23 protein-coding genes and 1 pseudogene are annotated in these 25,763 nt (G+C 48.3%); 19 read left to right on the top strand and 5 right to left on the bottom strand.

The annotated features are described in order from the left end of the window. The 14 genes and pseudogenes from RB298_RS06805 to RB298_RS06870 all read left to right on the top strand — a co-directional run. A pseudogene (locus tag RB298_RS06805) lies at window positions 1–311 on the top strand (WXG100 family type VII secretion target); the annotation flags it as partial. Window positions 312–320: 9 nt separating this feature from the next. After that, on the top strand, window positions 321–674 hold the full coding sequence (locus RB298_RS06810; RefSeq protein WP_486046507.1) for a hypothetical protein: 354 nt from the start codon (window positions 321–323) through the stop codon (window positions 672–674). Between the two features lie 386 nt (window positions 675–1,060). Continuing rightward, on the top strand, window positions 1,061–4,411 hold the full coding sequence (locus RB298_RS06815; protein WP_486046509.1) for an S-layer homology domain-containing protein: 3,351 nt from the start codon (window positions 1,061–1,063) through the stop codon (window positions 4,409–4,411). A 174-nt stretch (window positions 4,412–4,585) separates the two neighbouring features. Beyond that, the gene (locus RB298_RS06820) at window positions 4,586–6,664 is read left to right on the top strand and encodes an ATP-binding protein (protein WP_486046511.1); all 2,079 of its coding nucleotides are present in this window, start codon (window positions 4,586–4,588) and stop codon (window positions 6,662–6,664) included. A 328-nt stretch (window positions 6,665–6,992) separates the two neighbouring features. Next, window positions 6,993–8,135, top strand: a complete 1,143-nt coding sequence (locus tag RB298_RS06825) for a WXG100 family type VII secretion target (protein WP_486046513.1) — start codon at window positions 6,993–6,995, stop codon at window positions 8,133–8,135. 19 nt (window positions 8,136–8,154) lie between these two features. Continuing rightward, window positions 8,155–8,538 carry a DUF6960 family protein gene (locus RB298_RS06830; protein ID WP_375120816.1) on the top strand — a complete coding sequence of 128 codons (384 nt, stop codon included), beginning with the start codon at window positions 8,155–8,157 and terminating at the stop codon, window positions 8,536–8,538. Further along, window positions 8,538–9,077 carry an RNA 2'-phosphotransferase gene (locus RB298_RS06835; protein ID WP_096775060.1) on the top strand — a complete coding sequence of 180 codons (540 nt, stop codon included), beginning with the start codon at window positions 8,538–8,540 and terminating at the stop codon, window positions 9,075–9,077. Before RB298_RS06830 ends, RB298_RS06835 begins: the two co-directional genes overlap by 1 nt. 144 nt (window positions 9,078–9,221) lie before the next feature. After that, the gene (locus RB298_RS06840) at window positions 9,222–9,473 is read left to right on the top strand and encodes a hypothetical protein (protein ID WP_375120815.1); all 252 of its coding nucleotides are present in this window, start codon (window positions 9,222–9,224) and stop codon (window positions 9,471–9,473) included. Window positions 9,474–9,785: 312 nt separating this feature from the next. After that, complete coding sequence (locus tag RB298_RS06845; RefSeq protein ID WP_255250573.1) at window positions 9,786–9,926, top strand: EndoU domain-containing protein; 141 nt, start codon at window positions 9,786–9,788, stop codon at window positions 9,924–9,926. 18 nt (window positions 9,927–9,944) lie between these two features. Further along, a complete protein-coding gene (locus RB298_RS06850; protein ID WP_096775061.1) occupies window positions 9,945–10,409 on the top strand; it encodes a hypothetical protein in 465 nt (154 codons plus the stop codon). A 548-nt stretch (window positions 10,410–10,957) separates the two neighbouring features. Then, entirely contained in the window at window positions 10,958–11,392 is a 435-nt protein-coding gene (locus RB298_RS06855) for a hypothetical protein (RefSeq protein WP_096775063.1), read from the top strand. An 89-nt stretch (window positions 11,393–11,481) separates the two neighbouring features. Continuing rightward, window positions 11,482–11,979, top strand: coding sequence for a SitI3 family protein (locus RB298_RS06860; RefSeq protein WP_096775064.1), 498 nt, complete (start codon window positions 11,482–11,484; stop codon window positions 11,977–11,979). A 282-nt stretch (window positions 11,980–12,261) separates the two neighbouring features. Next, complete coding sequence (locus RB298_RS06865) at window positions 12,262–13,119, top strand: class I SAM-dependent methyltransferase (protein ID WP_096775065.1); 858 nt, start codon at window positions 12,262–12,264, stop codon at window positions 13,117–13,119. A 37-nt stretch (window positions 13,120–13,156) separates the two neighbouring features. Next, complete coding sequence (locus tag RB298_RS06870; protein WP_096775066.1) at window positions 13,157–13,717, top strand: delta-aminolevulinic acid dehydratase; 561 nt, start codon at window positions 13,157–13,159, stop codon at window positions 13,715–13,717. Between the two features lie 91 nt (window positions 13,718–13,808). On the opposite strand, the gene RB298_RS06875 is transcribed toward RB298_RS06870, so the two are convergent. The 5 genes from RB298_RS06875 to RB298_RS06895 all read right to left on the bottom strand — a co-directional run bounded on the left by RB298_RS06875 (window position 13,809) and on the right by RB298_RS06895 (window position 20,238). Next, window positions 13,809–14,597: a response regulator transcription factor gene (locus RB298_RS06875; RefSeq protein ID WP_096775067.1), complete on the bottom strand. Its 789-nt coding sequence runs from the start codon at window positions 14,595–14,597 to the stop codon at window positions 13,809–13,811. Then, the gene (locus tag RB298_RS06880; protein ID WP_192569597.1) at window positions 14,590–16,290 is read right to left on the bottom strand and encodes a sensor histidine kinase; all 1,701 of its coding nucleotides are present in this window, start codon (window positions 16,288–16,290) and stop codon (window positions 14,590–14,592) included. Before RB298_RS06880 ends, RB298_RS06875 begins: the two co-directional genes overlap by 8 nt. A 141-nt stretch (window positions 16,291–16,431) precedes the next feature. Continuing rightward, the gene (locus tag RB298_RS06885) at window positions 16,432–18,087 is read right to left on the bottom strand and encodes an ABC transporter permease (RefSeq protein ID WP_486046519.1); all 1,656 of its coding nucleotides are present in this window, start codon (window positions 18,085–18,087) and stop codon (window positions 16,432–16,434) included. Beyond that, complete coding sequence (locus tag RB298_RS06890) at window positions 18,084–19,193, bottom strand: ABC transporter ATP-binding protein (protein ID WP_213580353.1); 1,110 nt, start codon at window positions 19,191–19,193, stop codon at window positions 18,084–18,086. The genes RB298_RS06885 and RB298_RS06890 overlap by 4 nt, the downstream gene beginning before the upstream one ends. Before the next feature lie 22 nt (window positions 19,194–19,215). After that, window positions 19,216–20,238 carry an ABC transporter substrate-binding protein gene (locus RB298_RS06895; protein ID WP_012819234.1) on the bottom strand — a complete coding sequence of 341 codons (1,023 nt, stop codon included), beginning with the start codon at window positions 20,236–20,238 and terminating at the stop codon, window positions 19,216–19,218. 248 nt (window positions 20,239–20,486) lie between these two features. On the opposite strand from RB298_RS06895, the gene RB298_RS06900 reads away from it, so the two are divergent. The 5 genes from RB298_RS06900 (at window position 20,487) to RB298_RS06920 (ending at window position 25,617) form a co-directional block, all read left to right on the top strand. Further along, window positions 20,487–20,714 carry a glycine zipper domain-containing protein gene (locus tag RB298_RS06900; protein ID WP_009592272.1) on the top strand — a complete coding sequence of 76 codons (228 nt, stop codon included), beginning with the start codon at window positions 20,487–20,489 and terminating at the stop codon, window positions 20,712–20,714. A gap of 259 nt (window positions 20,715–20,973) precedes the next feature. After that, the gene (locus RB298_RS06905; RefSeq protein WP_036661746.1) at window positions 20,974–21,348 is read left to right on the top strand and encodes a BlaI/MecI/CopY family transcriptional regulator; all 375 of its coding nucleotides are present in this window, start codon (window positions 20,974–20,976) and stop codon (window positions 21,346–21,348) included. Window positions 21,349–21,356: 8 nt separating this feature from the next. Beyond that, on the top strand, window positions 21,357–22,853 hold the full coding sequence (locus RB298_RS06910) for a M56 family metallopeptidase (RefSeq protein WP_096775071.1): 1,497 nt from the start codon (window positions 21,357–21,359) through the stop codon (window positions 22,851–22,853). Window positions 22,854–23,120: 267 nt separating this feature from the next. After that, window positions 23,121–23,996 carry a radical SAM/SPASM domain-containing protein gene (locus RB298_RS06915; RefSeq protein ID WP_096775072.1) on the top strand — a complete coding sequence of 292 codons (876 nt, stop codon included), beginning with the start codon at window positions 23,121–23,123 and terminating at the stop codon, window positions 23,994–23,996. Window positions 23,997–24,096: 100 nt separating this feature from the next. Further along, window positions 24,097–25,617, top strand: a complete 1,521-nt coding sequence (locus RB298_RS06920) for a DEAD/DEAH box helicase (RefSeq protein ID WP_096775073.1) — start codon at window positions 24,097–24,099, stop codon at window positions 25,615–25,617. Window positions 25,618–25,763: the final 146 nt, after the last annotated feature.

Raw genomic sequence — 25,763 nt, forward strand, 5'->3', positions numbered from 1 at the left:
GGGGAAAGGTTGAGGGGTCGGGTAACTCTATCCGCAACTTCGCAGGAAACATTAATGCTGAAAGCATTCCTAATATGTCCAAGCAGGAAATCTTGGATAGCTTACCAAAGAACTGGGAGTATACTGATAATAACGGTTTTGTTCATATTCGAGATGTAAACGGAAACATTCGCATGAGAATCGACCCACCTGATAAAGTCACCAAATATGACCATGTTCATTTGTTTGATGAAAGTGGTAACCCAATCGATGTTAGTCTGAATGTGGTTGACAGAAAAAGTCCTGATGCTCATATTCCATATAAAAAATGAGGTGATACAGTGAAAGCTAAAGAGATCCTGGGTAAGATTGAAGCAATGCATTACTGGGATGCTAGAGTACTAAAATTTGATTCGAGTTTTTTTGGCGACGAATTAATACTTATTTTTGAGGACACAGAGAGTGACGTCAAATTGTCCTTTACGGGATGTTCTAAATTTTCCTTTATTACAAATGTAGATGATAGGACAAAACCTTTAAGAGAGTTGACTAGACCACAAATTCCTTATTTTCTACAAGATATCGAAGTTACAGATGTTCAAAGTGAAGGTTATCAATTACTAAATTGTAAAATTACAATGCCTCCTCTTAATGCCGAAATTGTCTGTAAATCAATTTCAGTTGAGAAGGTATAGACGAAGATTTTGAATGCCTTTCGAGTGATTCATGAAAGAATGAAACAAAGCCCAAAATGTGGCATCACCCGTTTTAGATAAAAAGGGATCACTAGTAGTAGGAATGATTACATATTCCTTTATTTTAAGTTGATCGATATGCGGAATCTTCGCAAAAGCGATGGTCCCTCACACATATATCAAGCCGAGCGAAAACGCAGGGCCGTTCCCTGTATTCGCTCGGTTTTTCGTTATGACAGCCCCTTCCTAAGAACTTGAAACAAAATTGAGACAGTCTCTGTTCCATTGTTATATTACACTTAATTAAAGAGGTTGAAATTTATCAGATCACGTCGTGTTTCTATGACTCATCGATGACTGTACTGATGCAAAGGAGAAACCTGTTTATGAAAAAAATGTCCATCCTTCTGGCTGTAATGCTCATCTTTTCGATGGTGCTTGCTCCCTTGGCTTCCGCTCAGCCCGTGGTCCGGGCTGGTTACGACTCTGTTCCGGCTGAAGAGTCCGGTTGGGTTCTCGTAGGTACGGCCGAAGAACTGGCCTATATCAATCGGAATCAAGCGTCCTACCTGGATCGGAATATCCGATTAACCAGCGACATCGATATGACCGGATACGATTGGGTCCCGATGGGCAATGAAGCGGCAGCCTTCAGTGGAATATTCGACGGTGGGGGATACCGGATTGAAGGTCTTAAGATCGAGGGCGGCGCACTGCAGGATGTCGGATTCTTCGGCCACGTGTCGGGTACGATTCGTTATCTGGGTGTCACGGTTCAAGTTCACGGCGGCAGCTATGCCGGGGGATTGGCCAGTCATCTGATCGGCGGCATCATCATCAACTCGCATTCTCAGGGCACTGTTACGAGCGGCAATACCGGTTATACAGGCGTGAGTGTAGCAGGCGGGTTGGTCGGTGTGGCATACGATCATTCCAGTATTATTCGTTCTTCTTCATCCGCTGCCGTCAAGAGCGGTGATGCCTCCAACCAATATGCCGGGGGGCTTGTCGGTTCCCAAGGTGCAGGCTCCATCAGCGACTCATATGCCACGGGATCGGTTACCAACTGGGGAGATGATGACTTTTTCTTTGGAGGCGGATTGGTGGGGCACCTAGTATATGGGGCTATTTCCAATAGTTACTCGTCGACAGCTGTCACTCAATCCGGAAAATTCAGATATGGCAGGATGGGCGGCTTTGTTGGTTTTATTTTCGATTCGACGAATCCCTCAATTCATGCCTCGTATTTCGATTCCGTTGCTACCACCCAAACCAGCGGCGTAGGAGATGGTAGTGGTACAGGCTCGATTCACATTACGGGCCTTACGACCAACGAAATGAGGGAAGCATCCAATTACCAAGGCTGGGATTTCACCGATATCTGGGCCGTCGATGCCGGTGTTAATGGAGGATATCCTTATTTTCGTCCGGACATTTTGACAACCGATTTACCGCGGGCGGTCAAGGACGCTCCTTATTCGATTGCGATAGACGCTTTTGACGGCGCAAGGGGGGGCTTGACTTGGAACGCCTCCGGACTTCCTGACGGCCTGGCGTTGACGGATCACGGCATGCTCAAAGGCAGACCTACGGTGAGTGGCGAGTTTCAGGTAACGGTCTCGGCGACCGATGCGGGCCAGAACACCGTTAGCGCAGTATTGACTCTGTATGTGGATGAACCGGCACCGGACATCGACGGGCTTTCTATTCGTCCAGGCAGCGCGAACGGTTCGACGAGCGTGACGGCGGTTCCGGGGAATCCGGGGCATACGTTTGCTTATTTGCTCGGGCCAGATGCCGGTGAGCGTCCCCTATTGGGAGATGCTCTGCCTGGCGAAGCAGCCTTGTATTCGTTAGGTACGGACATTGTGGATCCAATCCCGGGTCAATATCTCCAGGTGTTTGAACTGGATGCACAGCAGCGCATCCAGGCATGGAGCGTTATCCAAGTGGAAGCGAGCCATATTCGTAACACCATCCCCGTTACGGGGGTGAGTCTGGATCAGACGGCTTTGACTCTTACGGCAGGAGGTGCTTCACAGAAGCTGACAGCCGTCCTTATGCCGGCGAATGCGACGAATCAGGCGGTATCCTGGAGTTCCAGCGATTCAAGCGTCGCCCAGGTGGACCAGAGCGGCGAGGTGACGCCGGTCGCTGAAGGTACGGCGGTCGTTACGGTGACTACCGTCGACGGCGGGTTCACGGCCACCGCAGCAGTGACGGTACATTCGGCTCCAACGGATACGGGGACGGTGACCGGCGCAGTCTATGGTACAGGGAATACACCGCTGGCCGGTGCGGCGGTATCGGTGGGTGGTACGAAGGATATGACCGACGCCGAGGGGAGATTTGCACTGAATAACGTAGCGGCAGGCCGCCATGAACTCACGGTGACGGCAGCGACGTATAACGATTATGCGACAACCGTAAATGTCCTAGCCGGGGAGACGGTCGACGTAGGACGCATCGATTTGAGAGCTGCCTATACCCCAGAACCGGAACTCCCATCCTATAGCTGGGTTCCAGTTCCTGCTCCTTCTCCTGCGCCGGATCCAAGAATGATCGTAACGATCAACGGCAAACAAGTTCGGGTCACCGCCAAAAAAGAGCAGGAGCATGACGGGCGCACCGTTCTGAGACTGATACCGGACTCCGATCTCGTTCGGTCATGGATCGCCGGCGGGGAGGATATCGTTATCGATATCGACAATGAGGATCCGGTGGTGAAGGTCGATTTTCCGGCTGAAGCGCTGCAGGTTCTCCTTGCGGCGAAGCCGAATGCAGCCATTCGCATTGGGGTGAACGGGGCAAGCTACAGCGTTCCGCTGCACGTGCTGAGCGACCTCCCGAACCGAGCGACCGTAACGGTTGTCATCGCGAGAATGACGGATTCTGCAAACCGTGAGCTGGATGAGGAATTGACCCGTCAAGGCTATGACATGCTGGCTAGGCCGACGATTTTTGAGCTATACAGCGACGTCAATGTAAAAATCGAAGCGGAAGGCACGTATTTGGAGCGCACATTCTCGATGAACGGTGCGGCAGAACCCGACCATTCCACCGTCGTTTGGGTGGATGAGGCAGGGAAGCCGCGCTTCGTCCCTTCCGTTTTTGAAGGAGAGACAGTGACTTTTTATGGCGCATATAACGGCGTGTTCACCGCGGTTCGCTCCAACCGAACCTTCGGGGATATCCAGGGACATTGGGCGCAAAGCGACATCGAGCGGATGGCGAACAAGCTGATCGTGAACGGATCGGCTGACGGCACGTTTGATCCTAACCGTACGGTGACCCGCGCCGAGTTCGTCGCGATGCTCGTACGTGCGCTCGGACTAGCCGAGAAGCCGCAGCTTTCTTCCTATTCGGACGTGGGGCCGAACGAAGTTTGGCATGCCGGTGCGATAGGGGCCGCATCCGCGGCTGGCTTGATTGAAGGCTACGCCGACGGTTCGTTCCGACCGGACGCTAGGATCACGAGAGAGCAGATGGCGGCGATGCTGGGCAGAGCCGTCCGATATGCCGGCGAGCTTCCGCGACAGGACACATCTGCGTTGGAACGCTTCTCGGACCATGCCCAGGTATCCGATTGGGCCAAGGGATCGGCTGCCGAGCTGCTGGCTGCGGGCATGATCGAAGGCGTTGGGAACGCGGCGTTCGCCCCGCAGGCGTATGCTACGCGTGCTCAAAGCACGGTTCTCTTAAACCGAATGCTGCTCTACTTGAATTTCATGAACTGATTGCAGCTGAATAGCTGGCGCGCACATTCCAACCGAGAATGTGCGCGTTTTTTTGCTTTTATTCCGTAATGGAGCCTATTTGAAGACTCGAAACATAGTATAGTATAAAAAAATAGCAGGTTTACTAGTTGTAAGATTCAACGGGCGAAGAGCGGATGGAGTGAGATGTAACGAATGGAGAAGATTGCAAAACATCGCATCATCGGTTTGGATCGGGAAATGATGAGTTTCACGGATTGGCTGGCGGATCCCCGGGCGCTGACATCCATTTTTTCAATATCAGGAATTGGCGGCATTGGCAAAACAACGCTGCTGCTGCAAATGGCCCGCACGGCAAGGCAGTCCTCGGTGCGTTCCCTTTGGCTGGACGGGCAAGGAGGCTTAACGACGTCGGGCGCTTTTCTGGCGAGTCTGGAGATGAGTCTTGCAACCGAATACGGCAGAACCAGGGCTCCGGAATCCGCGCTGCTGCCATACATCATTAACGAGCTTCAGCTGCAGCGTACCGTGTTATTCATAGACAATGGGGAGGAGATCGAAAAGCTGGAAGGGTGGCTGTTCTCCCGCTTTCTTCCTGAGTTGAAGTCCGCTGGCGTGTTGATCGTATGTGCCTCGCGCAATGGACTGCCTTTCAAGTGGCAGACGAATCCGGAATGGAAGTCCCAAATCCAAAGGTTCCCTTTGCGGCTGTTTACGCGAGAAGAGGTCTACGATTATTTAGACGGCAGCGGCTTGTCTGCGGAATGGCAAAGGGCTATTGCCGAGAAGACGGAAGGCCATCCGTTGTCGCTTGCCTTGACCGTGGATATGCTGCTATCCGAGTCCGTGGAGCAGTGGGATGTATGGCGAGAGGTTCCGGCTGTATTGAGCGCCGAATTTTTGCGGGAAGCGGCTTCTCCTGGCGTGTACCGTGCGCTGACGGTTTTGTCGCTTCTGCCTGCAGCCGACGAGAGCATGCTGAACCGGTTGTTGGATACGCCCTTGGAAGGGGCGGACTATTACCATCTGAGGGCACTTTCGTTCGTACGGGATACGGCGGATGGGATAACGCTGCATCAGGTCGTTGCTCGAATGTTGCGGGATGACTTCGCGCGCAGAAATCCAACACAATACGAAGCGGTGCGACATCAGGCGTTCGTTCTGCTGGCCGAACGATTCCATTCGGTCGATCAACGGATGCAGATGCGCCTGAGCGCCCACATCTTGGAGCTGTACCGCGAATTTTTGCCTTCGGCCCATGCATATGCCAATTTCTCGTCAAGCCTGAAACCCGGCGAACAGAAGCCGTTTCGGCAGGAGGATATGCCTTATTTGCAGCGTTTTTTGCAGGCGTCTATTCGGGGTTCCGACTGGCAGTCCGAACTGGTCGACTCTGCCGATTACCTGGTTTTGCTGGAGGAGATTGCAGCTCATTTTCCTGAAGGAATCTTTATCGTGCGGGACGAAAAAGGGACGCCGTTGGCGTTCTGCGCAGGCGTATGGCTGCATGCCTTAAGTATGCCCTTGTTGGAACGATATGCGCCTGGGTGCAGGGGGATGCTGGGAGAGGAGGCTTCCTCGCTGCATCGGCTTCCTCCGGAGGCGGCCGATACGATATTTGTGCTGTTATCCGCGGTAAATTACGAACAGTCCCTGTATCGTCCCGAAGAGCTGGGGGCTTTGCTGATGCAGCAATGGCTGGTTCACATGACTGGCGGTCTGCGGGGGATTTTGGCGGCGGGGGATCCGCAATTGAATTCCTTATTGTCGATCCTGGGATTCAAAGCATGCGGGAAAGCGACGGGATATGCGGGCATCGAATTGACGACATGGGAGCTGGATTTTAGGCAAACGAGCTTTGATCAGTGGATTCAGCGGATCATCCGGCAAACGGAGACAGCAGCAGGACAACCGGCACATCAACGGGAGGATGAGTATCCCCGGGCCATTGATAGAAGCGTAATGAAGCAAATGCTGGAACGGCTGTTCGATCCGGACAAGCTGGAGGAACTCCCTGTCATTCGGCGATTGGGTTTGGACGGGATGCAGGTGAGGGATATCATCCAAGGGATTCTGGCCGACGGACGTCCGATGGAACCTTTGACAATATTGGAGAAGGAAATTCTCATCGCAAGTTATCTGCGCAAGGACCGGAACAAAAGCCAGCTCGCAGCATCCTTTCATATGAGCAGAGCCACTTTTTACCGTCATATGCGTTTGGCCGAAAAACATCTGGCTTTTGTGCTAAGCGATTTGATGAGGTCCGGACTCTGAGCACGCATAGTAAAGGCGTAGTTAAGCTGTAGGATCCCATAGTTCATTTACACGGGTTGCAGCATAGGACAAGCGAAATACGCATCTCTTTAGGAGGTGCGTTTTTGGTGATCCATTTTTAGAGATGCTTACGCTGCTGCTAAAACGGAAATTACCATGATACTAGAAACAGAGCGCTGTGGGGCTTCTGAACCATATAGGAGCATGAAGGCTTCGCTTCATCCAAATTGCATACTCCCATGCCTTTGATATGAAGGACTCTGGAACCTTTTCCATATCCTAGAAGATGGATACAATAAGGTCCAATGAAACGTTGGAGAGGATGCAAATGCCTAGAATACTTGTCCCGCCCGAGGTATTGATTCGGGTATCGGAGGAAGCCGCCAGGGCAGCGGAAGAACTGGAAACGACCAAGAATCGGCTGGACCAGCAGATTACGTATATGATGTCTTCGTGGGAAGGAACTACCCGTTCGCGGTTTTTCGAAGATTTTCAGCGTGCCTACGGCGAAATGAATAAAACGATTGAGCATCTACGGATCATCGGCCAGGAATTGAAGACCATTGCTTTCCGGTTCATCTCAGCTGATATGCGTGAAGATCTCATGATCGCGGCAGCTGCAGCGAGCGCTGCGAACGAACCCAAAACGTTCTGGGACCATGCGGGGGACTTCTGGCAGGGGCTGCAGACCGGGGCGAAATCCGTGGCAAATTCGGTAAAGGATGCGGCTACATCCTTGGTGGAAGACCCGCTTGGCACTGCCAAGGACATGGCCTATAATGCAACTATCGGGACGGCGGAAGAGATCATCGACACGGCGGTCTGGGGAGGCAAAATGATTTTTGATGCCGATACCCAGGAGAAATTCGCCGCAGACGTTGAGGCGTCGGGCGGCGCGTCCAATTACATGGGTCAGCAGGCTGCCATGATCCTGGCCGGCTTGGCGACACGCCGAATCGGCGTGAAGACTCACCCGCACCTGAAGCATGATTCGGGTGGGGATGGGGGGAAGGTTGTTGAGGGTAAGATTGTTGGGGATAAGGGTAACTTCACAGTTGACCCTGCAATGAAGGTGGACGATGAACGAGCAGGAGTCTTGAAAAACGGTAGTTACATTAAAAATCCAACATCACAAAATATTAATGATCTAATTACTAGTTCGGGTAAAATAGGTAGTAAACAAATGTCAGGTCAGTATATGTATGCAGTTGATACAAATGGTAACATAATTATCGGCACAAGGGCAGGTCAGAGAATGCCCCATCCGACGCTTATTGGTGGAGAGAATCCACAAGTTCAAGCGGCTGGGATAGTTGAAATCAGAGGTGGCCAGATATATAAAATCGACAATGCAAGTGGACATTATAAACCTAGTGTAGAATCACTTAAAGCTGCTGAGGAAGCATTTAGTAAACTTCCTTCTTCGACATTCGGCTCTAAGTTTCAAGGATATGTGCCATTTGATAAATAGATTTAAGGAGAGGGTTTCTGTGGCAGGTACATGGGGGATTTATCCATGGTTTGAGGAAGATGGAGAAGAATTAATTGATGAACGCCATAGGGATGAGTTTCGTAGATTAAAACCTTATGGAAAAATATTTCGGTGTGTTGGAGAACGAGACGAATTTATTGAGGTGCAATATAATGACCACAGTTACTTGGTCAAACCTCAGCTGTTCAAAAAAGTCCCTACGCCAAAATTTAATTTTGGTGACACTATTAGACTTAGAAAAAAACCGGAGGTTATTGGAACTATTTCCGAAATCAACTGGCATAATCAGACTGAAAAAGAAATGTACTTTATTGAAGTTGACGGTAAGAAAAAGTCATCCCGATACTTTAGCGAAGATTTAATAAGTATGGAGTGTGAGTAGTGGATATTACAAAATTAAGTAAAGAAGTATCATATGCCTTAAGACATGCACCATGGGAGTATGAGTTAGAATTAGATGATGAAGGATGGGTAAGCATTGAACAGATTCTAATTGCATTGCGCCGTGACAAACAATGGGAATCTATAACCGAAAATGATTTAATTGAAATGATTGATAAATCAGATAAAGCACGGCATGAAATTTTGAATGGAAAAATACGAGCTTTGTATGGTCACTCTGCACCGCAAAAAATATTGAAAGTAATTGGAACTCCGCCAACATTACTTTATCATGGGACAGCTAGACACTTAGTCGAACAAATTTTGCACGAGGGACTTCGACCAATGGGTAGACAGTATGTTCATCTATCCGTTGATAGAGAAACAGCATATTTGGTCGGAAAGCGTAAAGATCCTAGTCCCGTCCTGCTAGTAGTTCGAGCTGAGCAGGCTTCAAATGAAGGATGTAACTTTTATCAAGGCAATGATGCTGTATGGTTAGCTGACAGTGTTCCTGCGAGGTTTATTTCTGAAGAATAGTTGTAACCAATTGATTCATCTTAATTGGGTTTATAACTTTTAAAAGGCTTATTCCAACCTGAAGAAGAGTTAGGAATAAGCTTTTTTGCACGCTCTAGAAAGAAGAAACGAAGACCAAAAAATGTTGAAATGAGGAGGAGTAAAATGGCTTCGTATGTATTGTTATTAAAAGAACACGAAGATAATGATATAGTTGTTTACAGATTTGGTCCAAACGAAGACGTTATGGGGAAAATTGAATTGAATAAGACTACTAAGAAGTTTGCTGAATTAGAGCCTTTGCCTGACCCAAGTATTCCAAATAAATTTTATTTTGATAGAGCTGCTCAAAGATTGGTGGTTTGTTTGGTTCGGGAGGGGGGCAAGTTCCCGGAAAGAACTGCATTTGAATCATGAAATATTTTAAAAGGTGGTGGGGGCTACTGAGTGCCGAATGAGCCCCGCATTTAACCAATAAAACATATCATTCATGTAACTCCCTTATGAAGATTTCCTCATTTCGTTTGTATGCACACTAATGCTTGAATCTTATAATCTCCTAACGCTATACCGTTCCGTGGAATAGGTCGATTATGGTCAGATATCACCATGATTGGCCTGTTTTTTGTTATTTACGCACTTTCTTACGGTTTATCGATAAGAAGTTAATGGGGTATTAAAGGGTCCTAAATCCACATTTTTTCCAAAAGGGAATGGACACCTCAACAGGTGGTAGATGCAGTAAATGAAGCTTTTAATAATAAAGTAAATATAAAAAACAATAGATATATTGGGAAAACAAGCAGTGGTATGGAAATTGAAATTATTTTAAGGAACGATAAGATAATTTCAGCTTTTCCAGTATATTAAGATGGAGGATGCCTGTTTATGATTAAGTATAAGTATAAATTGAAATATATGGACGAATTCAATATCGTCGTAATGGATTTTGATGAAGAAAAATCATTGGAGTATGCCAATATGATAAGTGATCCTTTAGGATCTGATATACCTTGGAGATTTAAGGATTTAAAAAATGATATTGATCACTATATTGATTTATTGAAGGGGAAGATACCTGAATATAGACATGGAGGAAATGCTTCAAGCGTTATATCTTATAGGGATTGGACCATAATTGAGGATCCATTTTACGACGAAGATGAGGTTGAACCGATCTGTAAATTAGAAACAATTGAGTTTGTAAAAATTATATTAGTTTGGGCTTATGAAACCTATAAATATAAAAGTAGAAAAGGAGTTATTGCTCTAAAGGAAGCAGAAATTGCTATGAATGGGATTGAGAAAAAATTGAAAGAAGTTAAGGGTTTGGAGAATATTGAGTGTCAATAATATATTAATGAACATAAATAAGATAATTTTGAAGGAAATCTAGAGTGAAACTACTTGAACGTGCTAAGGGAACTTACGCCGATAAGCAGATTCCAGGGAAAGTTGAAATATGGATTAACAATGGAAAGGTAACGAATTAGGAGGAATCAAAATATGGCTCGATTACAATGTAAGTGTGGGAAGTACTTATCCACGGTTGAGGCTCCGAACGATGTTCAATTGCATGTCTATACAGATAGGGAATGGGACGAGATTATAAACATGGGAGATTCTATAGACCCGCTTTTAATACCTGATCCTAAGAGAGAAGTATGGAGATGTACTAATTGTGATAGAATTTACGTTTTTAACGAGGATAATACGTAAGTAAAGTCTATATAGTAGAACAGCAGTAAGAAGAACAACATGATGAATGCTTATTCCAACTTAGTAATGGGCTTTTTTCACGCTCAATGAAGCGGTCTTGTTATCCGGGATAAGGGATAAGATCATCGAAGCCCTTGAGGGTTCGGGCACTGTGGAAAATTGCAATAAAGGAGTAATGGCTTATGAAACTTGTAGGTACAATTGAAAAAATAATCGTAGATGGTTATGAACGACTTATTTATATAAGCTTCACTGCAATAGAAAAAAAGTTATGGTGTCACTTCATTCAACATGAGGAGTATTTAGAGGAGGGGAAAACCTCTGAAATTCTTCGTGTAGGACAAAATCTAACTTTTATTGTTGGAATTGACTTAGTTAATGATTATTCAGTTATTACTAAAGAATCGGAATTTATTGAAGATGTGCTACAACCTAAAAGTGAATCCCCCCATAGTATAGTTTCAGCTACTGTTATTGAGAAAGAAGATGATTACACATTGCTTTGTGATGTTGAAGGGTTCGGTAGAAACATAGTCGTGGAGTTTGAAGAAAAAGTTAATGTAGAAACAGGAACAAGTCTAAGATTAAAAGGGAATTTAAAAGTGGAGCTTAAATGACTAAACGAATAGCTTCTGGGCAGTCCAGTGCAGGATAAATCCCTCAATCATACATATACTTTATTAATACCGTAATAAGGAATGGTTACATGGCTATTGAGTATTCACTTAGAATCGGAGAAGCAGTACCTGAACCTCTTTTAGTTCAAGAACTCGAGTCCATGGGATATAAAAATATTGACGTAGTAGAGTTATCTAGAGGAATTGAAATTCGTTCTTTTGAAGAAACACTAGGTTTAACACTATACTTAACAGAATCTGGTGCATATCCATATAACGCTTATAATACTCCGTTTTTGAAAAATGAGTTTGTGTACGAAAGTGCATTAAGTTTCCGATTCATAAACAACCTGCACAGCAATAAATCTTTTGAGTTTATGTTAGCATTGGTATTTAATTTAATGAAAAACCATAACGCAAATGCTTTATTTTTATCAAATGGTGATAATGAACTTTGCTTCTTTTCTAAAGGTTGTGTATATTTAGAAAATTCATCACATGTTTGGGATACGGGGTGTTTTGCTGAGATTCTTAAGGGGCATAGATACAGTATTTTCGATGGAAATCATATTTTATTAGAAGAATGAGAGTGAAATCCTCCGCACACATTATAAACACAACCCAAAAGACGTGACTTGGAAATGACCAACCGGCGATCCTTCCCATCACGTCTTTTTGCGTGGACTATCCTTTATTAGGCAGCTGATAGAGCTGTGCCTGGTCCTCGAAGAGTAACCGATGCAAAACATGAGAAATTTTATGCTTGCTGTCGATGCCAATTAAGAACTGCGTTTGTGCCGATAAAAAGAGGAAAAAACACCATATATTCGAATATACTCTAGAAACCATAAGAAGAGAGGGATACGCTGATGAATATGCAGACGCTAGCCGAGAAAACGAGTGCCGGCTTGTTTAACGATATCCTACAACGTGATTTTTCGCAGAACATGATTTCGGAATTGGAACAGATGAACGCAGTCCAATTGGAAAACAAATTGAAAGACATATTAGCAGTACCAATAGATATATCCAAGCAGAGGGTATTCGAATATCTTCAACTGTATTATTCAGCATCCTGGCAGAATCTCTTCACGGAGCTGAATGTGCCCCGTGCTTTAAGTCTTTTGGAAGTCGGTGCAGGCGATGTCATTTACATTCCCAAGGCTGTAGACGCCTATTCCCATGAAGCGGGGTCCTATGTGACGGCCAACCTCAACAGGGAGCTGACACAACATTTTCAGGAGAAAACAAAAGGAATGGACGTCAGCATACGGGTTGTTGAGGACGATGCCGCCAATATCGGTTTATATTATCCGGAGTCCTCTTTTGACGTTGTCGCTTTTCATCACGCTATTAACGATATCATCCAGACCATTATCGCTGAGCGTGAGGGCATTGATACAGTAAATCAAGATTGGTGGACGATCGAGCCTCTAATGCTGCAAGCTGTTATGGATTATCACCGCAAAGGTACTTTAAAAGATGCAGCGTATCAGGCGTTTATCCAAATCATGGACACAAGCTGTAAGCAGTTAAAAAGCGGAGGATACATGATATTCGATAACATTACCTATGCCGGATATGATGAAATGGGTTATTCCTCCGAATTTCACAACGACTATATACAACTGGCTAGAAGTTGGATCAGCGAAGCGAATCTAGGTCTGGAAGAGATCGAAGTCGATTCGTATGATAAACGATGGTGGATGATATGGAGAAAAGTATGAGCTCCTTATCGAAGTCATTGTCAGGAGGGATTTAGTAGTGAGTAAGCCGGTTATGCAGGTCGCTCTGGTCGTCGGACCGGATTGCGATATGGAGAGCCAAGCCGTAAGGGCGGCTCTGGAGTATTTCGGGGTGCGCGTCTTTACATATTGGATCGGGAGGCCGAATGATCTGATCTCCGTCTTGTCAGGCGATGATCTATATGAAGGCACCGATATGATGTTGTTGAACTTTCACGGGGATGAGGGCAGCATGATCATGCCGGAGCTCGGCGAAGAGGTATACGAGAAGGATGAACCGAGGGGCGGCTTCGGGCCAGGCGAAATTAAGCGTTATGCGAATTTGGACGGGAAGACGGTGATCGCGAACGGCTGCTCGCTGGGGGATCCAGCACTGGCCGACGCTTTCCTGAAGCGGGGCTGCAGGATGTATATCGGGCCGGATGACTACCCGGACGGCAACGATGCGCTGATGTTCGTTCTCCGGCTGTTCTATGAGATCGTTCAGCAAGGACGGGACGTGAAGGAAGCCTTTGCGCAAGCGGTGGCGATGAGTGGTGAGCTATCCATGTACCGGCTGTATGAACGACAGGAATCATAGATAAAGATGCTACACCCCTGCTCATGCCTAGCAGGGGTGTGTGTGCAAATATAAGTGCGATAGAGTACCTCTAGTAACCAGATTCCCCGTTCTATCCATTCTTCTCCTCGAAATATTCCTGATACTGGCTCGGCGTGACGTGGGCGTACTTCTTGAAGATGCTGATAAAATACTTGTAATCACTGAATCCGATATCCTGCGCGATGGTGTAGACCTTGTTGTCGCCTGACTTCAGTAACTCGATCGATTTCTGGATGCGGTAACGGTTAAGAAATTCATTGAAGGTATAGCTTGTCTCCGCCTTGAACTTCTGGTTCAGGTAATAGGCGCTTAAGCCGAGCTCTTCCACGAGGTCATGAATGCTGATCTTCTTGGCATAGTTCTCCTGTACATAGGCGATCATTTTGGACACGTATTTCGAGGTTTTGGTTTCCTTCTCCAGAAATTTGCTGTTCAAAATCTCTTCTTTTTCCTGCGGATGATTCGAAATTACTTCATATTTGCGGATTAAATCCACTTTGGCTTTGGCTGATTCGAGTGCCGTTACCAGCTGCTCATCCTCTAAGGGCTTCACCAGGAATTCGGTGACGCCTAACTGGAGTGCCTGCTGCGCCAGGTGGAATTCATTATAACCGGAGATAATGATGCTGCTGAAGGTATGCTGGCGCAGTCCTTCCCGAATCATCGAGATGCCGTCCATGATCGGCATGGTGATGTCGGTTATGACGATATCAGGCCTCAGCTCGCAGATCTTCTCGTAGCCGTCCTGTCCGTTAAGTCCTTCTTCAATGACGATGCAATCGTATTGAACCCAATCGATGCTGAACCGGATGCCCCGGCGAATCATATCCTCATCTTCGACCAGCAGTACTTTAAACATGATATTCACTCCATTCGTAAGGAATCGTAAGGACGACACAGGTGCCTGTTCCTTGCGTGCTGTCAATGTGGATGCCGGACGCTTCGCCATATAGAAGCACCAAACGGCGATGAACGTTGTACAGCCCGATATGCTGCGTCGTGTTTGTCTGGCTTTGCAGAATCCGGTTCACTTCCTGCAGTCTCTCTTTACTCATGCCTTGCCCGTTGTCGCGAACCTCGAGAATGAGCTTGCCGGCGGAGGTGTGGATGTTAATCTCGATCAGCACATCACTTTGATTCTCATACCCATATTTGATAGCGTTTTCGATAATCGGCTGCAGCAGAAGCTTGGGGACGTACACATCCAGCGTTTCCTCGGCTACGGTAATCCGATAGTCCAGCCGGTCATTGAACCGGATTTGCTGCAGCTTCAGGTAATCCCGGACATAATTCATGTCATTCTTCAGCTGGACGCTGCGGTCATGTCCGATGCTGTATCGAAGCAATCGGGATAGGATCAGCACGATCTCCTGGGCTTGATTCGCGTCAATCTTAATGGCATAGCGCAGCGTTTCGAGCACATTAAAAATAAAATGCGGATGGAACTGCGATTGCAGCTGCTTCACCTCGATAATCGTGCGGAGCTCCGACAGCTCTTTGTTTTTCTCGATCAATTCTTTCAGCCGATCCAGCATCACGTTGTACTCATTGCCGAGTATTTGAAACTCGTCATTCGTCTGAATGTCGACATAGCCGTTGAAGTTCCCTTCGCGCAGCTGGGCTAAAGCGTGTATGAGTTTATCGATCGATTCGGAATTGCGCGCCGACATTTTGTTCGCCAGGAACTGGATCAAGACCCAGAGCAGCAGGCTGGCCGCAAGGACAAAGAAAGAAACCGTATAATAGGTGTACTGCTCCGATTTGTAGGAATTCAGCGTAATGACTTGGATCGGCGTGCCAGGAATTCGTTTGGAATATTTGTAGTACTTGCCCCCGTTCAGCAGAACATGTCCCTTGTTATCGACCTTGGGGTTGAATTTATTGAGCACGCCTTTGGTCACATTGCTTGTCGTGGCAATAATGGTGTTGTGTTCATCGGTGATCAGGGCGATTTCATTATTTTGCTCGAAAATCACCTTCTGGATGTCCGATTCGTACAGCTGATAGATGATATAGCCTATCGTCTGCTGGTCCTTCACGATGGCTTTGCCGAACGTGTAGCTCGTATCGCGGTCATGCGAATAGCGGAAGCTGTTCATTTCGGTTAGCGTGTCGCCGGGCCGCTGTTCAATCCGGTGAATGAGGTTGCCGAAGGCAAAATTGGAGTACAGCGCATCCGCAGGGGCTGAACTGGCCAGGAAGACGCCATCGGTATTGACGATATGAAAAATACTTTTGATCTTCTGTCGATTGTTGAAATCATAGAACTCGGAATATACTTGTTCGCTGCCCAGATGGGAGCTTACATAGTTGATTACGGTGGGAGATTCGGCCATCCGATGAATCTCCTCATCATACTGCCGATATACGCCGGATATGGACTGGCTGATGGACTGGGCGGCTTCGGTCGTTTTTTGGGTTAAGTTCAAACGCCCGTTCATAATCGTGAACGCCAAGAACAATACGATTAAGATGGAGAAGGGGATCATCGTATAGACGCGAAACAAATGACGGGTGGATTCCTTGAAATTACGATAAGGTGTTGGTTTCATGCTGCCCTCCATCTGCGATAAGAACCTCGATCCTATTATACTGACTCGCGGTTAACCGCAGATAATCCAAATACATCCAAGCGGCCCTGCATGCTGCAGGCGCCGGCTTGGATGTAGGTCTACGTTATGATTACATTACATTTACATGGAAACTTCCTTTTGTCCGGAAAGCTTCAGGAAAACGAGCAGCGACACGACCGTAATGACGGTAAGAATCGTGGAGAGCGCTGCCGCCACGCCGTAGTTCCCGCGAATGACCTCGGTGTATATGGCGACCGTGACGGTCTTGGTTTTGCCTGTATATAGAATGATCGAAGTGCTTAATTCGGTAATGATGGTAATCCAGCTCAGGATCGCGCCGGAGACGACGCCTGCCAGCATCATCGGAAGCGTAATCCTGAAGAACGTCTTCATCTGGGAAGCGCCCAGGCTGATCGCCGCTTCTTCGATCCCGTCGTTAATCTGATGCAGAATGGCTGCGCTGGATCGTATCGTATAGGGCAGGCGCCGGATGACAAACGAGATGATCATGATGACGGCCGTCCCGCTTAACGCCAGCGGTTTATTGTTGAACGTGATCAATAGGGCGATCCCCAGTATGGAGCCGGGAACGATATACGGGAACATGGTGAAGATATCCAGCGTATTCGTCAACGCATTCTTTCTTCGAACGGTTACGTAAGCAATCAGTATCGCTAACAGAATGATGACGACCAGCGACACGATAGCCAGGAAGAACGTGTTCAGAATGACGCCGCCAATATTACTGAAAGCATCCCGGTAGCTTTGGAGCGAGAACCCTTCAACGAAAATTCTGCCGTTGGATTTCAGGAACGAAGTATAGATGACATAGAGCTGCGGCAGCAGCGCGATTAACGTATACAGATAGATAACCGTATGAGCCGCGATATTGCCGACGCCCTTCTTCTTCTTGGCTTCGATCGGATGCAGTGCGCTCATCGTAAAGGATTTGCGATTGGCTACGAATTTTTGCAGCAGGAATATCGTGGTGGCGAACAGAACGACAATGACGCTGATCGCCGCCGCAAAGCCGTCATCGCCGCCGACCTCACTGATGAACTCGTTAAAGATCAGCACGGGCACGGTTTTATATCCCTCGCCGATCAGCATCGGCGTACCAAAATCGGCAAGCGCGCGCATGAAGACGAGCAGGCCGCCTGCCAGCAAGGTTGGCGTAATAAGCGGGAGAAGCACTTTGCGCATTTTGGCTAAGCCTGTATAGCCCATGCTCTCGGCAGCTTCCATCAGCGATTGGTCCATATTCTTGAGTGCGCCTGATACATACATGAAGATCAGAGGGACCATCTGCAAGGTTAAGACGACTAAGATCCCCGTAAATCCGTAGATATCCGGCATCGTAATGCCGAATGTGCTGCTGACGAATTTCGTAATGACGCCGCTTCTTCCGAGCAGTAGGATCCAGGAGTAAGCGCCAATGAACGGAGCCGACATCGACGAGATCAGAATCAGTACGCGAATGGCCGAGCTGCCTTTGATCTTCACCGTAGCCATAATATAAGCCAGCGGCGTTGCGATAATCGCGGCAAGCAAGGTTACGCTGACGGTCACCTTAACGCTGTTGAAGAGGGCGTTCAAATAGTAGGGCTTACTGAAAAACTTCGTGAAATAGGCAAGGGAAAAATCGCCTGTCGTGCCATTGTACACACTCTTGAACAGCATCGTAAACAATGGCAGGGCCAGAAACAGAATATAGAACACAAAGATCAGTAACGAAATGTTGGTCCAGACATCAAATCGTTTGCGCGTCTCTCTCATAGCCGGACGCCCCTTGTATAGTTCAGTTCGCCGGCCGCATCATAGACATTAATTTTATCTTTTTTCACCTTGAGATAGATGTCTTGACCCGGCTCGAGGATCTGTGACGTTTTCGATTCCTGCGTAATCTCCACGCGTTGACCGGATGCCAAATCCACAAAATAATGGGTGTTCTGCCCCAAAAATACGCTGTGTACGATCGTTGCTTTCATGCCGGTCTGGTCCTCGGTTAATATGAACTCTTCCGGCCGAACCGAGATTTGAACGTTTAGCGTATCAGCCTTGGCATCTGACTTCGGCACCTCGATGTTCGTCATCTCTTCCGAATAGCCGGAGCCGAATGCCAGGGCATAGCTGCCTGCGGATTTTGTTATATTGCCCTCAAGAATGTTGGTCCGACCGATAAAGGTTGCAACGAATACGTTTGCAGGACGCTGGTAAATCTCCTGCGGCGTTCCCAGATGCTGAATCACGCCGGATTTCATGACCGCGATGCGGTCGGAAACCGCCATGGCTTCCTCCTGATCGTGCGTGACGTAGACGGTGGTAATTCCGACCTCCCGCTGAATGTCTTTAATCGCGTTACGCATGTCGACCCGAAGCTTGGCATCCAGGTTGGACAGAGGCTCATCCATCAGCAGGACGTCCGGCCGGATGACGATGGCTCTGGCTAGCGCAACGCGCTGCTGCTGGCCGCCGGACAGGTTCTTCGGCATGCGGTCTTTATAGGGCTCGATCTGAACGACCTTAAGGATGTCATCGACCTTGGCGTTAATCTCTGCCTTCGATAATTTCCGATTCTCCAGCCCGAACGCGATGTTTCCTTTGACGGTTAGGTGAGGGAAGATCGCATAGCTCTGAAAAACCATCCCGATATTCCGTTTGCCCGGTTCCACCTGGTTAATGACGCGCTCGTTAAAATGTATGGTTCCGCCTTCAATGCTGTTGAAGCCGGCAATCATGCGCAGCAGTGTCGTCTTGCCGCACCCGGAAGGCCCTAGAAGGGTGAAGAATTCACCCTTCTTGATCTCCAGGGACAGCTCGGGAATGACGGTTGTGTCGCCGTATTTTTTGATTAAGTCTTGAATGGTTATGGTTACGCTCATGGTTGTCACCTGATTCTATAGTTTATTTAACGCTAGTGAACAAATCGACATAACGCTCAACGATCTCGGATTTATGCGCGCTGACGTAGTCCGTGTCTTCATCGATCATGTGGATCTCTTCATAAGGCTTCATGTGGTCGCCAAGCTTGGTATCCTGGCGAAGCGGGCGGTTCGTTAATTGCGTGCCGAACGCATCCTGCGCTTCTTGGGACAGGATGAAGTCGATGAATTTCTTGGCGTTGTCCATGTGCGGCGCATCTTTGATGATGGCGGATCCCGCATCCAGGAATACGGCGCCTTCTTTCGGATACACGATTTCTACCGGTGCGCCGTTCTTTACATAGGTGCTGGAAGGGTCTTCGTAAGTAAGGCCGACTACGTATTCTCCGTCCGCCACGCTTTTGTGGACGGCGCCGGAACCGCTGGCGATTTTGCCGTCCAGGTTCTCGATCAGTTGACCGACATAATTCCAGCCCTGCTCACTCTCATAATCGCCGCCCATGGCTTTCAGCATGTTCGTTAACTGTGCGAAAGCGGAGCTGGAGCTTGCCGGGTCGGCGGAAGCAATTTTCCCTTTAAGCTGCGGGTTCAGCAAATCCGCATAACCTTCGATTTTGATATCGCCGATCAGGTTTTTGTTCACGAGCAGCACGCTGCCATCCGAGATATAAGGGGTAGCGAAGCCCGACGTATTGCGGTGTCCTTCCATTAAATTCTTGTCTTCAGGCGATACGTAAGGCTCGTATAAAGCTTCGTTTTCGCGGAAGCCGGCCATGGAACCGCCGAACATTACGTCAGCGTACGGGTTCTGCTTCTCGGACTGTAAGCGCTTAATAATTTCTCCGGTGCCAGCCGTTACAAGCTCAACCGTGATCCCGGTCTGCTTCTCGAACATCGGAATGATGGTTTTGATGATCTCCTCGCTGTTTGGACTGTAGATCACGAGCTTATTCGACGAACCCGAATCGGACTCGCTGCTTGCACAACCGCTCAGCGCCCCTATAATGAGCACGCAGGTTAACAGTAAAATCGACAGCTTTTTCATGAATAATCCCCCTTGAGCAAATGTTCGTTTCGTAATTGCATGTTCATTGTAGCAAGCTTGGTACCGTTTACATAATCCCATAATCCGCAAACATCGTCTAAAATTCGCAACCTATTTTCGATTAGAAAGGAATCCGAACCGGCATATTTTAAAGAATTCTTTTAGATACGTTAGGGCAAGATATGGTTTGGAACAACGTCCGGTAAGATGGAGCTGTTCCTGTCACAAATTTCGAAGGAGTGAGATGGATGGCTAATAAAAACGATCGTAATCATAAGGCTGATTCTGACCGCGACACGACCAACATGGGCGTTGACGCTGGAGAAGCTATCGGAACCGCGGGCGGCGGCGTCGTGGGTGCTGCTGTAGGTTCCATTCTGGGTCCGATCGGCACGATTGCCGGTGGTATCGCAGGCGCAGCATTGGGTAACAAAGCTGGCGAGGCTGCAGAAAATGACGACAACGATTCAAAATAAACGGCGTTAAACTACCATCTGTACGAGTAAAAATAAGGGGGCCTGGTGAATCCGGTGTGCCCTGAATTATTTGCTTTATGGTTGGACAAAGAACCGCGCTCCTGCGCGGTTCTTTCATTTTACATATAAGTTCTATGCAGCAGTAAACTTCAATTCCCTTGGCTTGACATACCACTACGTGGTGTAGTAGGTTATAATCACTACATCGCGTAGTAATAAGTTCGTTATGGACGCATAACGACGTAAAGAGGTGTTCACCGTGAACCAGGTTCAAAAATTATCGGATACTGAAATGGAGCTCATGGAGGTGATTTGGGAGTGTACGCCGCCTGTCACATCCACCGAATTGCTCGCACTGTTTGCCCAGAGAGGAAGAGAATGGAAGGCACAAACCATTTCCACCTTCCTGTCGCGTTTGGTGGACAAAGGGGCACTTACGGCTGCGAGGGATGGACGGACCAATAAATATACGCCGCGCATTTCGCCTGAAGATTATAAGCTGATGGAAGCGCAGCACGTCCTGGACGGATTATATCAAGGCTCGGTTAAAAACCTAATTTCGGCTTTGTATGACGGCGAAAAGCTTTCAGATGAAGATATTGCAGAGCTGAAGCAATGGTTCTCGCAAAAGTAGGGGTGCTTATGAATACTATTCTTGAATTGCTGTTGACCCTTACCGTTGCCGGAAGTGCCGTTGTAGCCTGCATTCTTGTACTGCGGATCGTATTCGTCAATACCTTTCCTACAAAGTGGCGCTATGGAATTGGCAAAATGGCAGTAGTCTTTTATCTTTTACCCGTCGTCCTTGGTATTCAGTGGATCTCGCCGCTTTTTACATTTAGTGCAACAGCAACCGTTCCCATTGTGAACGAGTTGCCTTCAACTGAGCAACATGCGCTGCCCGGTCCATATTCAGGGACTGGTTTGGAGCCGCTCATTCCGGCAAAGACCATTTCAGTAAACGTAGCCCTGCCCCTTATTGTCTTATGGGCACTCGGCGCTATAGCTTTTGCTGCATGGCAGATGTATTGTTATCGCAGATTTTTAAAGAAATTAGAACATTCGCGTGTCACCGTTCCGATAAGCAGCGAAGCAGCGAAACAGCTTTCCTTCATCAAGGAAGCCCTCGGTGTGAAAAGCAGCGTCGGGCTTGCCCACAGCTCCATCATTCGGAGCCCTGTTCTTGTCGGCCTATGGAAACCTACCATTTATCTCCCTATAGAGAATACCGTTAACATGGACATGGTAATCCGTCATGAGTTGATCCATCTGAAACGGAAAGATTTATGGGTCAAAGCGTTCACGCTCGGAGCAAGCGCCCTACATTGGTTTAACCCTTTGGTGCACATTCTTCGCAAGGACCTTCATGTATGGAGCGAGCTGTCTTGTGATGAAGAAGTCGTAAAAGAGATGTCCTATGCCGAGCGGAAACGCTATGGGGAGACGATTTTAAGCGTCATGGCAGGGTCAAGGAATTTACCCGTGCAATTTATTGCCTCCTTATCCGGTGACGGCAAACAATTGAAAAGGAGATTAATGATGATGCTGAATGTAAAGAAACAAAAAAAGAAAACAATGTATCTCACGTTAACAGGGGTGTTTTTGGTAGCTGTAATTAGCACGTCAGCAGCGGCATGGGCTTCTAGCAATACGCCTAAAATCATTGAGGCTGGTCATGCTGAAGCTCAACCAACAGAAGCGGCCCCAAGAGCGGTATCCTCTGAAGTCCTAGTTGAGAATAATGGAAACCATGTTGTAGATTATCCCAAAGAAGCTCGTCCTGAAGCTGCCCCTGAGAATGAAGGAGACGATGTTGTAGCTTATCCAGAAGAAGCTCGTCTTGTGGCTGTCGCTGAAGGAAGCAATGTCGTGGATTATCCAACAGAGGCTCGTCCTGCAGCTGTAGTTGAGAAAGAAGGAGACAATGTCGTGGATTATCCAACAGAAGCACGTCCTGTGGCTGAAGGTAAGAATGAAGGTAGCAATGTTATAGCTCCTCCAACGGAAGCTGCCCCTTCGGAGGTAATCGTTGAGAGTGAAGGAAACCCAGTTGTAGCTCCTTCAGCAGAAGCTCGTCCTGTCGATCAGGGTTATAAGTCTCATCCAAACGAGACTCCCCGAGTACTTCCATTACGATAAGATCCATGACGCTTGAAGATATTCTGAGTGTGCTTGATGCTGATGAGTGACGCATTCTAACATAAACGATGAACATAACATCAATAATTAGAGCAAAAACGAAAGAAGAGGGTACTCCCTCTTCTTTCCCTATATATTAGAATGGCCTCAGATCGCATTTATAGCTGTAGCTGTAAATGCCAGCCTATGGTACGATGTGAAGGATTGGCAAGCGAGCAAGCTGGCAAATCGTCATACGATCATAGACATGGGATTGGGGATAACATCTTGAAGACGTTTAAGAAAGTTTACATAGAAATCACGAGCATTTGTAATTTGGCCTGCACGTTCTGTCCGCCGACGGAGCGCAAGGCCAACTTCATTAAAGTGGAGGACTTTGCGAGAAGATTGGATGAGATCAAGCCGCACACGAGTTACATTTATCTGCATGTGAAGGGAGAGCCGCTGCTTCATCCGAAGATCGACGAGCTGCTGGATATCAGCCATGAGAAGGGGTTCAAGGTCAATATCACGACCAACGGCACGTTGATCGCGAAGAACCGGCATAAGCTGCTGGGCAAGCCGGCGTTGAGACAGATGAACTTCTCGCTCCACAGCTTTGACGGACATGTCGGCTCCACGGACCGTGAAGGATATTTGCGGGACATCCTCTCTTTTGTGCGGGATGCGGAGGAACATAAGGTCATCTTCTCGTTCCGCCTGTGGAACCTAACGCAGGACAACCAAACGAACCTGGAGAAGAGCCGAAACCGCCAGACGCTTGAAATGTTGGAGCAGGAATTCAATTTGGACTACCGCATCGAGGAAAAGGTTGAACCCGGCGGTGGCGTAAGGGTAGCCGAACGCGTCTACCTGAACCAGGATTATGAGTTCCAGTGGCCGAGCTTGTCTGCCCCGGAGGATGACGGCAAGGGCTTCTGCCACGCGCTGCGCAGTCAGGCGGCCATTCTTGTAGACGGGACGGTCGTGCCTTGCTGTCTGGACGGGGAAGGGGTCATCAACTTGGGCAACCTTCATCAGAAGCCCTTCTCGGACATCGTGGATGGGGAGCGGGCGAACAACCTCGTGGACGGATTTTCGCGCCGGGAAGCGGTTGAGGAATTATGCAGAAAATGCGGATATCGGCAGCGGTTTGGGGCTTAAAGGGGAGGCGGAGGAAAATTCCGCTTCTTTTTTTATGCCCATCTGTGGTATCGTTATATGTTATGACGTAAATATAGATATTCACCATAAAGGAGATCCCATGACATTTGAAGATTTAAATATATCCCCTGTCATTCTCAAGGCTTTGGCCAAGGAGAATTACAAAGCGCCGACGCCGATTCAGGCTCAGGCGATCCCGGCTGTGCTGGCCGGCAGAGATTTGCTGGGCTGCGCCCAGACCGGAACCGGGAAGACCGCCGCTTTTTCGGTGCCGATGATCCAGCTGTTGAATCAGCAACCCCCTAAACCGGGCATGGGGCGCCGCATTCGCGCATTGGTGTTGTCGCCGACCCGGGAGCTTGCCCTGCAAATTTCGGATAACGTCAAAGCTTACAGCCAGTTCACCAAGCTGCGTTCGACGGCCATTGTTGGCGGCGTTTCGCAGAAGACGCAGGAACGCGCGCTTCAGCAAGGAGCGGACATTCTGATTGCTACGCCAGGCAGACTGCTGGATCTCATAAATCAGAAGCACGTCGATTTGCAGCATGTGGGGATTTTGGTGCTGGATGAGGCCGACCGGATGCTGGATATGGGCTTCATCCATGACGTGAAGCGAATCATCGCCAAAATGCCGAGCAAAAAACAAACGCTGTTCTTCTCGGCCACGATGCCTGCGGAAATCACCCAGCTTGTCCAAACCTTGCTGCACAATCCCGTAAAAGTCGAGATCACGCCGGTCTCCTCTACGGCCGAACGGATCGAGCAATCGGTGTACCTGCTGGAAACCGGGAATAAGCAGCAGCAATTGAATGAGCTGATGAAGGACCCGTCCATCGTGTCGGCATTGGTCTTTACCCGTACGAAGCGGGGAGCTGACCGGGTTGCGCGCGGTCTGAACAAGGTGAATATTACGGCTCAGGCCATTCACGGCGACAAATCGCAAACCAGCCGCCAGACGGCGCTCAACAATTTCAAAAGCGGGGCGACCCGCGTCCTGGTGGCAACGGATATCGCCGCGCGCGGGATCGACATCGACGAGCTGTCGCATGTCATTAACTTCAACCTCCCGAACATTCCGGAAACGTATGTGCACCGGATTGGGCGCACGGGGCGCGCGGGACTGAGCGGGACGGCGATATCGTTCTGCGAAGTGGACGAGGTTCCTTTTCTTCGGGATATCGAGAAGCTAATCGGAAAGTCCATTCCGGAAGTGAAGGACCATGACTTCCCGATGTCCGGGGCGTTAAGAGCCGCCAAGGTGGACCCGACGCCAAAATCCGGCTCGTCCAAGCCCGGCAAAGGCAAGTCAGCTGCATCGAGACCTGCTAAACCGAAGGCGGATACGGCCCGCAAACCAAAGGCCGACGCGGCACGCAACCCGAAGACGGGTGCACCCCGCCAATCAAGACAAGACGCGGGAAATAAGCCGAAGACGGACGCCGCCCGCCAATCCAAGACAAACTCGGCGCGTAAGCCCATGACGGAAGCAATCACGAATCCATATTCAGAGATGGCACGAAAGCTGAGTTCGGAAGCAGCTTCGAAACCTAACAACGGCCAGGCCCGGAAACGCAAGTCCGGCGGATTCAACAAGGGAAGCAGAGCCGGCAGACCTTCATAAGTGGAAGCGGCGATTGGGGGATGACTTCTTATCATGGCCAACAGCCATTCATGCATGCCCCAAACCACGCACCATGCGCATGAATTATGCAGCCGTTTCCGACGACCCATTAAACATAAAAAGCACCCTTCTCCACTCGTGAAGTG

This window comes from Priestia sp. BR_2 (assembly GCF_041954005.1).
Taxonomy (GTDB): Bacteria; Bacillota; Bacilli; order Paenibacillales; family Paenibacillaceae; genus Paenibacillus_AQ; species Paenibacillus_AQ lautus_A.